The sequence below is a fragment of the Rhizomicrobium sp. genome, from assembly GCA_037200985.1.
Lineage (GTDB): Bacteria > Pseudomonadota > Alphaproteobacteria > Micropepsales > Micropepsaceae > Rhizomicrobium.
On record JBBCGJ010000001.1, the window covers coordinates 3,253,698 to 3,265,787 of the forward strand.

General features: G+C 67.5%; 9 protein-coding genes. 3 read left to right on the plus strand and 6 right to left on the minus strand.

What is annotated here, in order from left to right; translation table 11 throughout:
* Positions 1–11 precede the first annotated feature (11 nt).
* The 5 genes from WDN01_15880 to gpmI all read right to left on the minus strand — a co-directional run bounded on the left by WDN01_15880 (position 12) and on the right by gpmI (position 6,839).
* Complete coding sequence (locus WDN01_15880; GenBank protein MEJ0027504.1) at positions 12–1,115, minus strand: divergent polysaccharide deacetylase family protein; 1,104 nt, start codon at positions 1,113–1,115, stop codon at positions 12–14.
* Positions 1,116–1,166: 51 nt separating this feature from the next.
* A complete protein-coding gene (locus tag WDN01_15885; GenBank protein MEJ0027505.1) occupies positions 1,167–2,456 on the minus strand; it encodes a S41 family peptidase in 1,290 nt (429 codons plus the stop codon).
* 35 nt (positions 2,457–2,491) lie between these two features.
* Positions 2,492–3,823, minus strand: a complete 1,332-nt coding sequence (locus WDN01_15890) for a S41 family peptidase (GenBank protein MEJ0027506.1) — start codon at positions 3,821–3,823, stop codon at positions 2,492–2,494.
* Positions 3,820–5,082, minus strand: coding sequence for a peptidoglycan DD-metalloendopeptidase family protein (locus WDN01_15895; GenBank protein MEJ0027507.1), 1,263 nt, complete (start codon positions 5,080–5,082; stop codon positions 3,820–3,822). The genes WDN01_15890 and WDN01_15895 overlap by 4 nt, the downstream gene beginning before the upstream one ends.
* 185 nt (positions 5,083–5,267) lie before the next feature.
* Entirely contained in the window at positions 5,268–6,839 is a 1,572-nt protein-coding gene (gene gpmI / locus WDN01_15900) for a 2,3-bisphosphoglycerate-independent phosphoglycerate mutase (protein ID MEJ0027508.1), read from the minus strand.
* 401 nt (positions 6,840–7,240) lie between these two features.
* On the opposite strand from gpmI, the gene WDN01_15905 reads away from it, so the two are divergent.
* Genes WDN01_15905 through WDN01_15915 form a run of 3 tightly spaced genes read left to right on the plus strand, consistent with a single transcriptional unit; the run spans position 7,241 to position 9,098 of the window.
* Positions 7,241–8,368 (plus strand): flagellar basal body P-ring protein FlgI, encoded by a 1,128-nt coding sequence (locus WDN01_15905; protein MEJ0027509.1) that lies wholly within the window; start codon positions 7,241–7,243, stop codon positions 8,366–8,368.
* Positions 8,365–8,679, plus strand: coding sequence for a rod-binding protein (locus WDN01_15910; GenBank protein MEJ0027510.1), 315 nt, complete (start codon positions 8,365–8,367; stop codon positions 8,677–8,679). Before WDN01_15905 ends, WDN01_15910 begins: the two co-directional genes overlap by 4 nt.
* Positions 8,676–9,098, plus strand: coding sequence for a hypothetical protein (locus WDN01_15915; GenBank protein MEJ0027511.1), 423 nt, complete (start codon positions 8,676–8,678; stop codon positions 9,096–9,098). Before WDN01_15910 ends, WDN01_15915 begins: the two co-directional genes overlap by 4 nt.
* A 53-nt stretch (positions 9,099–9,151) precedes the next feature.
* Here WDN01_15915 and WDN01_15920 read toward each other — a convergent pair whose 3' ends face one another.
* Positions 9,152–11,986: a hypothetical protein gene (locus WDN01_15920; GenBank protein MEJ0027512.1), complete on the minus strand. Its 2,835-nt coding sequence runs from the start codon at positions 11,984–11,986 to the stop codon at positions 9,152–9,154.
* Positions 11,987–12,090 lie beyond the last annotated feature (104 nt).

Sequence of the window (12,090 nt, forward strand, 5' to 3'; positions counted from 1 at the left end):
GCAGAGCTTCGCTATTTCTTCGGGACGACTATGGCGGAAGCGGGCACCAGAACAAAGCCCCGGCCGGAAAGGCCCTGGGCCCATTGCGCCACGCGCTCGACGGTGACGGGATAAAGGAACCCGGCGCCGGACGCGGTGCCGTGGACACGCGCGGCGTTCTCCAGCTCGGAGAGCTCGCGGTCGATCTCCATCGCGGTCTGGATCTTGTCGATGGTGGCGGTCGCCTGGGTGAAGGACGTGCCGGCGCGCGCGGCGACGTCGGGCGCCGAGGAATGGCTCGCCGCGCCGTTGTCGTAGAACAGAAGCCCGCGCCGCGCGAGATAGGTCATCACCGGTTCGAGCGAATCCGGATCGGAGAGGAATCGCCCGCCCAGAAGATTGGTCACGCCGGTATAGCCGGTGAAGCGCGTCAGGGCCCAGACCAGGCGTTCGGTGTTGGCATCCTCGGCGGCGCCGGAGCGCAGCGTGTGCGCGCCGGGATCGCTGTCGGGAAAGTCGAACGGCTCCATCGGGACTTCGAGCAGGACTTCATGGCCCTCGCGCCGCGCCTCGGCGACCCAGCGCTGCACGTCGCTGGCATAAGGCGCGAAGGCGAGCGTCACCTGCGGCGGCAGGCTGGCGAGCGCGGCCGCCGTCTGCTTGGCGCTCATGCCCAGGCCGCTGATGACGATGGCGATGCGCGGCTTGCCGTTGTCGAAGGCCGGCGCCGCATAGGCGCGCATCGGCGGCGTGCCGTCGGCGGCGATCTTGGGCAAGGGACCGTTCTCGGTGCCTTCGATCAGCGCCGGATCGGCGACCAGGGCGCGCCCTGCATAGATCGGCTGCGTGACGGTGGCCGGAACGACCGCGGGCGGGACGGCGGTCTCGCCCGCGCCGGCGGCCGGCGCCGCGACGGGCTCGGGCACGGCGGGATGGGCCAGCACCGCGGCCACTTTGGCCGGCGTCTGGGGCAGGCGCACGCGCACGACCGGATCGCCGGCGCGCGGATCGCCGAACAGCACCACCGCGATGCCGAACAGGATGAGGGCCGCGAACACGGCGAAATAGGCGATGACGAGCGGGCGCGCCCCGCGCGAGGCGTCCGCGTCGTCGCCGGTCGTGCCGCTCGCCGCCATGGATCAGAGACTAACGCAATGCACGGTTACGATGACGTTAACGATCTTCTCTCAGGCATGGTCGGGCGACTTGCTTTCGACCGCCAGCGTCTTGTGCAGATAGGCTAGCCCCATCGCGAGCTGGAAATCGTCATAGGCGCGGCCCGCCGCCGGCTCGATCGACTTGCCCGGCGGCCTGGCGGGCGGCCCTTCGGCCAGGAGATGGTGCGGCAGCTCGGCCTCGCGCTGGTAGTCCGGCGCGTCGGGGCCGCCGGAGACGACGATGTCCGGCACGATGCCGGTCGCCTGGATCGAGCGGCCGGCCGGCGTGTAATAGCGCGCCGTGGTCATGTGCAGCGCCCCGCCCGCGCCGTTGTCGAGCGGGATGATCGACTGCACCGAGCCCTTGCCGAAGCTGAGCGTGCCCAAGACGGCGGCGCGGCGATGGTCCTGCAGCGCGCCGGCGACGATCTCCGACGCCGAAGCCGTGCCGCCGTTGATGAGGAGCACGACGGGCTTGCCGCCCGCGATGTCGCCGTAATGGGCGTCGTAGCGTTCGATGGCGCCGGCGCCGCGGCCGCGCACCGAGACGATCTCGCCGGCATTGAGGAAATCGTCCGAGACGTCGATCGCGGCCTGCAGCACGCCGCCGCCATTGTTGCGCAGGTCGATCACGAAGCCCTTGAGCGAGGGGCCGATCGCGCGCTTCAGCGTCGCGACCGCGATGCGCAGGTCGGGATCGGTGCGGTCGCTGAAGGCGAGGATCTTGATGTAGCCGACATCGCCCTCGCGGCGGAAGGTCAGCCGCTCCACCTCGATCGACTCGCGCGTCAGCTTGACGTCGAACGGCGCCGCCGCGCCGCGCCCGACCGAGAGCGCCACCTGGGTACCGATGGCGCCGCGCATGCGCGAGGACACGTCCTCCAGCGTATGGCCCTTCATCGCCACGCCGTCGATGGCGACGAGCACGTCGTCCTTGCGCAGGCCGGCGCGCGAGGCCGGCGTATCGTCGATCGGCTCGACCACCTGCGCCGCGCCGTTCTTGACGGTGACGACGAGGCCGATGCCGCCATAGGCGCCCGCCGCCTTGGTCTGGATCGCCTCATAGGCGTCGCGGTCGAAATAGCTCGAATGGGCGTCGAGATTGCTCAGCATGCCGCCGATGGCGTTTTCGACCAGCTTGCGGTCCGCCGGCTTGGACAGGTAGTTGTCGCGCACCGCCTGGAACGCCTCGCCGAAGCGCAGGATCTGGTTCTGCGCCGACGCGTGCGGCCCGATGGCGCCATAGGCGAAATGCGACGCCGCGACGGCGAGGCCGAAACCGCCCGCCACCCCCAGCGCCAGCAGGAAAAGCCTTTTCATCGTCCCCCCAAAACCACCTTTCGATGGCCGGCCTTTCAATTCGCCGCGGCGGTGCTGGCGGGAATGGCCGCCACCTTGCCGTGCAGAAGCTGCAGCGCGTAGTTGAGCTGGAAGTCGTAGGGCTTGCCGTCGGCGCCCGTCTTGGGCGCATTGGCCGGCGGACGGATCACCGTCTGGTTCGGCTTCTTCGGCAGCGGCTCGCCCGCCAGATGGCCGGGCAGGTCCGCCTCGCTCGGACGGGCGATCTTCGGCACATCGTCCTCGTCGCCGGCGGCGACCGCCACGTCGGGGATGATGCCCTGGGCCTGGATCGAATGGCCGGACGGCGTGTAATAGCGCGCCGTGGTGAGACGCAGCGCGCCGCCGCCTTCGGTGAGCGGGATGATGGTCTGCACCGAGCCCTTGCCGAACGAGGTCATGCCCAGGATCGTCGCGCGGTGATGGTCCTGCAGCGCGCCGGCCACGATCTCCGACGCCGAGGCCGTGCCGGCATTGATCAGCACGATGACCGGCTTGCCGTCGGTGATGTCGCCGGGATGGGCGTCGTAGCGCTGCGTGTCGTCGGGATGGCGGCCGCGCGTCGAGACCACTTCGCCCGCGGTCAGCAGGTCGTCGGACACCTGCACCGCCTGGTCGAGCAGGCCGCCGGGATTGTTGCGCAGGTCGAGGACATAGCCCTTGAGGCCCGGGCCGACCTGGCGCTTGAGATCGCGCACCGCGGTCTCGAGCCCGCTCGCCGTGTTCTCGTTGAAGCCGGGCATGCGGATATAGCCGATGTCGCCCTCGCGGTGCCAGCGCACCTCGTCCACCGCGACGACGGCGCGCGTCAGCGTCACGTCGAACGGCTTCTTGGGCGCGTTCTTGTCGGTGGTGCGCAGGATGGTGAGGGTGATCTTGCTCCCCGCCGGGCCGCGCATCTTGTCGATGGCGTCGTTGAGGTTGAGGCCCTGGACCGAGGCGCCGTTGATCGCGGCGATATAGTCGCCCGCCTTCAGGCCGGCCTTGGCGCCTGGCGTATTGTCGATCGGCGAGACGATCTTGACGAGGCCGTTCTCCATCGTGACCTCGATGCCGATGCCGCCGAACGAGCCCTTGGTCTGGATCTGCATGTCGGCGAAGGCTTTCGCATCCATGTAGCTCGAATGCGGATCGAGGTTGGAGACCATGCCTTCGATGGCGGCGTTGATCAGCTCGCTGTCCTCGACCGGCCGGACGTAATTGGCGCGCACCCGCTCGAACGCGTCGGAGAACAGATCGAGCTGGCGATAGGCGCTCATGTCGTTGGCGCCGTGGGCGGCGGGCAGGATGCCCAGCGCGGCGACGAAGCCGATGGCGATGCCGGCGCCGACGAATGCGATCTTGTTCATGTTCTTCTTGCCTTCCTTAGATCGGATCCCAAAAGGGACGCGGGGCTGGATGCCCGCCCGTTCTGACGCAGTTCGAAGTAAAGCTCGCCATCTTGGCCCATTTTGGGCATGACGCCCACCGGCTCACCCGCCAGCACCTGATCGCCCGGCTTGACCACGATGCGATCGAGCCCCGCGAGCACCAGATCGTAGCCAGTGGTGACTTCCAGGATCAAGACTTGGCCGTTCTTATGGTAAGGACCCGCGAAAAGCACCTCGCAATCGGCCGGTGCGACCACCTGCGCCCCGGGTGCGGCCGTGAACGTCACCCCCGGAGCCTTGGCAGAACCGTCCGCCCGCAACATTGTTCCCACGACGGGCTGGAGCAGAGAGCCGCGGCCGCCCGGACCGCCCGCATTCTGGGCGGTTACCACCACGACGGATTGCTGCGCCGGCTCGGCGCGCAGCGCCGCGACCTTGACCAACAGCACCTCCAGATTGGCGGCTTCACCCGCGATCGCCTGCAATTTCGTGCGAAGCCCGGCATAGGTTACGTCGGCCGTGGCGGCCTGCGCGCTTTTGATCGCGAGGAGTTGATCGAGTTCCACCCGGGCATGGCGCAGCTCGGTCGCGTTGCTCAGGGCCTCGGCCCGCCTTTGCACCAGCGCGGCCCGCGTCTGCTTCAAGGTCTCGATCCGCCGCGCGAGCGCGGCCGCCTTGCCGTAGACGTCGGGCAGCGAGGCGCCGATCAGCATCGCGCCGCGCGCAGCCCCCAGCGCGTCGTCGGGCCGCATCGCCAGTGCCGGCGGCGTGTCGTGCTGCAGCCTTTCGATCACGGCCAGCAACCGCGCGACCTCGACGCGGTCGTGCACGAAGCCGGCGGAGAGTTTCCTGTCCTCGGCCGCGAGCCGCACGATCTGGGCGTCGAGCACGATTTTCTCGCGTTCGAGGCTCTGCACGCGCGCCGCCGTGACGATCAGCTTATGGCGCAGGGCCTCGGCCTCGGCCTTCAACCGATCGCGGCGGGCCTTCGCCGCATCGGCTTCCGGCTTGCCCTTGGCGAGATCGCCCTTGAGCTGGCGGTACTGGTCGACGGTGGAGGGAAGCTTGCCAAGGACCTTCGCCGGCAGCGCATGGGAAAGGTCGGGCAACGCCTCGACCGTCGGCGCGACGACCGGCGCGGGCACGCGAGCGGGCGCGACATGTTCGGTGCCGGGCTTGGCGCGCGGATGAAGATGCGGCGGATGCGGCGGTTTCTTCGCCGCCGTCAGGAACAGCATGCAAGCGAGCGCCATGCTTAGCGCACGCCTCACCTCCCCCTTGCGGGGAAGTCGAAAAATCGCGAGCGAAGCGAAGCGGTTTTTCGGGTGGGGGGGAAGTTGGGCGCCCAGCAACACCCCCACCCGAAATTCGCTTCGCGAATTTCGACCTTCCCGCAAGGGGGAGGTGAATATGGGATGCTCCATCAGGCGGCGCTCTCCGCCGTCTGCCGTTCGATCAGCGAATGGCCCGTCATCTGCGGCGACATCGGCAGCCCCATCAGATCGAGCAGGGTCGGCGCGACGTCGGCGAGCCGGCCATTGGCGAGCTTCGTGCCGGGCGGTGCGTTCACCGCCAGGATCGGCACGTCGAGCGTGGTGTGCGCGGTGTGCGGCTCATGCGTCACCGGGTCCTTCATCATCTCGATATTGCCGTGATCGGCGGTCACCAGCAGCACGCCGCCGGCCTTCTCCACCGCCGCGCGCAGCCGGCCGAGGCATTCGTCGATCTCGTCGACCGCGCGGATCGCCGCCGACATGATGCCGGTGTGGCCGACCATGTCGGGATTGGCGAAATTGACGACGATGAGATCGTATTTGCCGCTTGCGATCGCTTCCTCGAGCTTGTCGATCACCTCCGGCGCGCTCATCTCCGGCTTCAGGTCGTAGGTCGCGACCTTGGGGCTGGGCACCAGGATGCGGTCCTCGCCCGGGAAAACCGTTTCGCGGCCGCCGTTCAGGAAGAAGGTGACATGGGCGTATTTCTCCGTCTCGGCGATCCGCAATTGCTTCAGGCCGCGGTCCGAGACGATCTCCCCCAGCGTGCCGATGATGTTTTCGGCGGGGAAAAGCTGGGTCATCAGCGTGTTGAGGTCGTCGGAATATTCCGTCATGCCGGCGGCGGCCGAGAACCGGACGACGCGGCGGCGCGCGAACCCCGCGAAGCCCGCATCGAGCAGCGCCAACGAAATCTCCCGCGCCCGGTCGGCGCGGAAATTCGCGAAGATCAGCGAATCGCCATCCGCCATGCCGGCATAGTCGCCGATCGCGCAAGGCAGGACGAACTCGTCGGTGACGCCCTCTTTGTACGACTCCTCGACGGCGCTATAGGCATCGGGGAATTTCGGTCCCTTCGCATCGACCATCGCGTCATAGGCCTTGATCACGCGGTCCCAGCGCTTGTCGCGGTCCATCGCGTAATAGCGGCCGGACACCGTCGCAAGGCGCACGCCGGCGAGACCGGCGACGGCATCGGCGAAGGTCTTGAGGAATCCCAGCGCGCTCTTGGGCGGCACGTCGCGCCCGTCGAGGAAGGCATGCACGAAGACCGGCACGCCGGCGCCCGACAGCACGCGCACCAGCGCCGCGATGTGGCCCTGATGGCTGTGCACGCCGCCGGGCGACAGCAGGCCCATCACATGGATCGCGCCCTCGCTCGCCTTGGTCCTGGCGATGACGTCGAGCAGCGCGGGGCGCTGCGCGAAGCTGCCGTCCTCGATGGCGAGGTCGATGCGCGGCAGGTCCTGGCTCACGACCCGGCCGGCGCCGATGTTCATGTGACCGACTTCCGAATTGCCCATCTGGCCGGCCGGCAGGCCGACGGCATGGCCCGAGGTCGCCAGCAGCGCATGCGGGCTGTCCGCCAGCATGCGGGTGTAGTTCGGCGTCTTGGCTTCCGCGATGGCGTTGTCGGTCGGATCGGGCCGCCAGCCCCAGCCGTCGAGGATGCACAGCACCGCGGGACGCGGGCGGGACTTGGGAAGAGCGGCGGATGACATGCGGGTCCGGGTGTAAGCGTGTGAATCGAAAATAGAAACGGCCCGCCGCCCTGTCCATGCGCGCGATTGCGGGGCTCGGCCGGCCGCGACACAAAACTTGATCGCGCCGAGACCTTGAACGCCGGACTTTAAGAAACATTTCTGGCATGGCGGCGCTTCGAGCCGCCTGCGGTGGGCTATCCTTCCGTATTTCCAATAAGAGTCAGGCCCTTAGCGTAAGATTCGGCGATTGGAACGATCTTTTTGCGATCGAATGGCCCGGAAATTCCTGCCGGGCGGCGTGAGCTGCCTACCCGCGTCATAATCAAGGCATTGATATTAAAGAGATATTTTATCGGAAACCCGCGGCACGAAGCTGGCAAGGAGCGACGCGGAATAGTGTCAGAGAGCAGAACAAGCTCATGCGCCGCGCACTCTATATACGACTGGCCTGCCTCATTCTGGGGGCCGCCCTGGCCGCCGCGCCCGCGCCGGTGCTCGCCTTCAGCCGGGTCAAGGACCTGGTCGAGGTCGAAGGCATCCGCGACAACATGCTGGTCGGCTACGGTCTGGTGGTCGGCCTCAACGGCTCCGGCGACAGCCTCAAGAACGCGCCCTTCACCCAGCAGAGCCTGCAGACCATGCTGGAGCGCATGGGCGTCAACACCCGCGGCACCACGATGCAGACCAAGAACGTCGCCGCCGTGATGGTGACGGCGAACCTGCCCCCCTTCGCGGCCCAGGGCACCCGCATCGACGTGTCGGTCAGCGCCCTCGGCGACGCCAAGAGCCTGCAGGGCGGCACCTTGCTCGTCACCAGCCTGTTCGGCGCCGACGGGCAGATCTACGCGCTGGGCCAGGGCCCGGTCGCGATCGGCGGCTTCACCGCCAGCGGCGACGCCGCCAGCGTCACCCGCGGCGTGCCGACGGCGGGCCGCATCTCCAACGGCGCCATCGTCGAGCGCGAGATCACCTTCAACCTCGGCGCCCAGCACTCCCTGCGCCTGTCGCTGCGCAATCCCGACCTGACGACCGCCACGCGCATCGCGAGCGCGGTCAACGCCTATATGGGCGGCGGCGTCGCGGAAGCGACCGACCCGTCGACCGTGCGCGTGACCGTGCCGGACGGCTATCCGCACGGCGTGATGGGCGTCCTGACCGACCTCGAACAGGTCAAGGTCGATCCCGACGAGGCCGCGCGCGTGGTGATCGACGAGCAGTCCGGCGTGATCGTGATGGGCGCCGATGTGCGCATCTCCACCGTCGCCATCGCCCAGGGCAACCTCACCATCCGCGTCACCGAGACGCCGCAGGTGAGCCAGCCCGAGCCGTTCTCCAACACCGGCACCACCACGACCGTGCCACGCACCCAGATCAACATCGACGACAGCAAGGGCAACCGGATGGCGGTGCTGCACGAGGGTGTCTCGCTGCAGAGCCTCGTCGACGGGCTGAACGCGCTGGGCGTCGGGCCGCGCGACATCATCTCCATCCTGCAGGCAATCAAGGCGGCCGGCGCGCTCCAGGCCGACATCCAGGTGATCGGATGACCGGCGGCCTCGACACCAGCGCGGCGCTGACCTCGCTGCAGCCGGGCATCCCCACCGCACCGCGCGCCGCCGATCCGGCCGCGGCGAAGAAGGCGGCCGAGCAGTTCGAAAGCGTGTTCATCACCCAATTCGTCGGCGAGATGTTCAACGGCATCTCCACCGACGGCCCGTTCGGCGGCGGCCAGGGCGAGTCGATGTTCCGCTCCCTGCTGATGGACGAGTACGGCAAGCAGATGGCGGCACAGGGCGGTTTCGGCCTGTCCGACGCGATCCAGCGCGAATTGCTGAAGACCCAGGAGACCTCGCATTGAACCCGGACAGCGACAAGATCGAGCGGCTGGTCAAACTCGCCGAGCGTCTGATCGAGGCGATCGAGGCCGATATCGCGGCGCTGAAGGACGGCAAGCCGCAGGCGATGCGCACAACGGATCCGGAAATCCAGCGCCTGTCGGCGCTCTACAGCCGCGAGGCGCACGGCTTTTCGCCGAATACGGTCAAGGCCGCGCCGGCGCCGCTTCGCGGCCGCTTCACCGAGGTAACGGCGAAATTCCGCGAGACGCTGCAGCTCCATGCCCGCATGCTGACGCGCGTGCGCAATGCCAGCGAAGGCATGATCAAGGCGATCGCCGCCGAAGTCGACCGCCGCGCCGCCCCGACCCGCACCTACAACCCGCGAGCCGCCGCCTATGGCAAGCCGGCGCAGGCGATGGTCTACAACAGCGTCGTTTAAGCTGCCCGCGAAGGCGGGCATGACAGGGCCGGCTTGCAGTATTCGATCGGAAATTATGCCGTAAGCCCGGGTATCGATGCCGCGCTCGACCCGCCCAGCATGTTCAGCGCGAGCGTGTAGCTCGACAGCTGGGATGTCATGTAGGCCGGCGCGGTGCCGGAGGTGTTGCCCGGTGCAGCGGCCGGCGCGGGCGGCGCATTCGTCGTCTGATAGGCGCTCTGGATCTTCGACAGCACGCCGAGCAGCGCCGAGCGCGCCAGGTCGGCGCCGGTCTTGGTCGACAGGTCGAAGCTGGTGCCGAGGCCCAGGCCGAAAGCCTGCGTATTCGAGGTCGAGGCCGGAGACGGCGTGCCGGACGACCCTTTCGCCGCCGGCGCGCTTAGCGTGCCGGCCGCGATGCCGAGGCGCGCCAGCGCGTCGAACTGTGCCGGGCCGGAGACAAGCGTGACGGTCTGGCCGGGATTGGCCTCGATCTTCAGGCCTTCCGCGCCGCCGGTATAGTTGACCGAGGCCTTGCCATAGGTCTGGAGCTGGATATTGATCTTGGTGGCGAGCGACTGGAGCGTCTCGCCCTTGTCGATGGTCACGGTGGCGGTACGCGCCCCCACGCCTTGTATCTGGATTTTGAACGTATCGCCGGCGCGCAGCGTCGTCTGCGCCGTCAGATCGACCGACTGGTTCGGATTGACGGTGCCGCGCGGCAAGCCGAGCGCGTCCAGTACGCTCGACCCGCTCGGGTCGATCGCGATGCCGGCACCGGACGAAATGCCGTCGAGGCCGGCATATTGCTTGGTCCAGGTGATCGCGCCCGTCGCCGACAGCGCGGTCGCGAAGCTGTTGCTGACATTGGCGATGTTGCGGTTCTGCCCCGCGAAAGTGCCGGTGGTCGAACCGGTCAAATAGATCGTGCCGTCGCCGCCGACCGTCACCGCGCCGCCCTTCTCCTGCCCGGCCGTGCCGACATAGGAGACGAAATTCGCCGCCGCGGTCGTGCCCTGATCGGTCAGGGCGAAGACGAAGGCGTCGCTGCCGCCCGAGGAGGCGTTGGCGACCGTCGCGGCGCCGCTCGCGGTCAGGTTCGCGTTCTGTGTCGTGCCCGAGACATAAACCTGGTTGCCGGAGACGGTGAGGCCGCCGATGGCGCCGCCATTCTGAAGATCACCAAGATCCTGCGTCCAGGTCGGCGGCACGGTGATGTCGCCGCCGGCATACTTCGCCACCACGGCATGGCCGTTCTGCACGCTGGCGACATACAGGCTGCCGTCGCTGCCCGTCGCCGTCGCGGCGACCGTATCGGCGGCCGAGGTGCCGAACTGGCTTTCGGAAATCAATTTGCCCTTGGAATCGAACTTGGCCAGATAGGCGTCGCCGCCGCCCAATGCGGTCTGCCCGCTGCCGATCACGCCGCCTTGCATCGTGACCGCCTTGCCGCCGACATTGGCGGTATAGCCGCCGACCGCGCCGCCGATATAGACGTTGCCGCCGGCGTCAACGCTGACGGTGTTCGCCTGATTGTTGATCAGGGTCTGGATTTGCGTAATCCAGGTCTGGTTGCCGTTGGCGTCGTATTTCGCGACGAAGGAATCGGTGTTGCCGTTCGCGACCGAGGTCGGCGAGAGATCGGCGGTGGTCGAGCCGGTGACGACAACGCCACCCGTCGGATTGAGCGCCAGCGAAGTGCCGGTCGCCGTGCCGGCGCTGCCGAGCAGGCGGGTCCACAACACATTGCCGGCGGAGTCGTATTTGGTGAGATAGGCGTCCTGGTCGCCCTGGTTGACCTGGTTGCCGAAATCACCGGTGGCGTTGCCGAGCACATAGACGTTGCCGCTCGAATCCACGACAGTTGACGCTGCGGTCGTCGTGCCGCTGGTCGGCGCGGCAGTGACGCTGACTGTGCTGGTCGGCGCGGTGCTATCGAGATCGGAGAGCTTGATCAGGCGCCCCTGCTGATCCGCGGCCTGCGAGGATGTGGTTGTGGTCCCGCCGGTCGTCGTGGCCGTGGTCGTCGCGGTGGCTTGGCCGGACGAGCCGGCAAGATAGAGCGACGGCGCCGCATCGGCCGATGAGAGGCTCACGGTCTCGACGCCGCCTGGCGACACTTGAAGGCCGTACGTCGCCTTGGTCGGATCGAGCACGGTTCCGGCGGTCAGGACCTTCTGGAAGCGCGTGGCGAATCCGCCGGCGGAAAGCTGCTGGTTCACGTAAGAGACCACGTTGTCGAGCGTCAGCGGTCCTTGGACCTGCGACAGGTCGATCGCGACATTGGTCGTCGTGCTGCCCTTTTTGATGGCGATGGTGAAACTGTCGGACGGCGACAAGCCCGGCAGGGCGTTGCCGAGATTGGCGTTGTTGACCAGCGTCTTGGTCTGATAGTCGAACGACCCGAATGGCACGACGACGGTCGACGTCACCGAAGCCGACGGCGCCGCCGCCTGCAGCGAGAAATTGTTGAAGGTCGATTTCGAGATGAAATCCTCGACCTGCTTGAGGCCGGCCTGGAAGCGTGTGTTCAGTCCCGCGAGCTGGCCCGAGGTCATGCCGTCGCGCTGGCCCATCTTGGCGATATAGGCGAGCGTATTGACCGCGGTGTAGAGCGAGAAGAGTTTCTGGTTGTCCTGCTCGGTCTTCTGGTCGGCCTTGGTCGAGGCGCTCAGAGGCACATTGCTGGTGTCGAGGAAGTTCGTCGTCGCGAGAACCTTGGCGTCCATCGCGTTCTGGTCCGGCTGGGAAGCTTCCCAGGGCGGTGCATCGTTGGCGGTCGCGTTGTTGCTTCTGGCGGCGCTGGAAGCCGTCATACCGGATGCCTGCGCGGTGGGCGTCGCCACGGAGTTCATCAGCTTCGCCTGATAGAAGCTGAGCAGCACATTGGGATCGAGACCGACCGACACGCGAAAAGCCTTTGCGACCAACGGAGAAGTGTCGCTTTGGGTGGGTTAAAAGCGTGCTAAGAGCGGCCCGGACGTGCTTAATCGGGCCTTAACGGCCGATGCGC

Coding starts and splice junctions, on each gene's coding strand:
- WDN01_15880 (MEJ0027504.1), bottom strand. CDS start 1,115: ATGGCGGCGAGCGGCACGACCGGCGACGACGCGGACGCCTCGCGCGGG.
- WDN01_15885 (MEJ0027505.1), bottom strand. CDS start 2,456: ATGAAAAGGCTTTTCCTGCTGGCGCTGGGGGTGGCGGGCGGTTTCGGC.
- WDN01_15890 (MEJ0027506.1), bottom strand. CDS start 3,823: ATGAACAAGATCGCATTCGTCGGCGCCGGCATCGCCATCGGCTTCGTC.
- WDN01_15895 (MEJ0027507.1), bottom strand. CDS start 5,082: ATGCTGTTCCTGACGGCGGCGAAGAAACCGCCGCATCCGCCGCATCTT.
- gpmI (MEJ0027508.1), bottom strand. CDS start 6,839: ATGTCATCCGCCGCTCTTCCCAAGTCCCGCCCGCGTCCCGCGGTGCTG.
- WDN01_15905 (MEJ0027509.1), top strand. CDS start 7,241: ATGCGCCGCGCACTCTATATACGACTGGCCTGCCTCATTCTGGGGGCC.
- WDN01_15910 (MEJ0027510.1), top strand. CDS start 8,365: ATGACCGGCGGCCTCGACACCAGCGCGGCGCTGACCTCGCTGCAGCCG.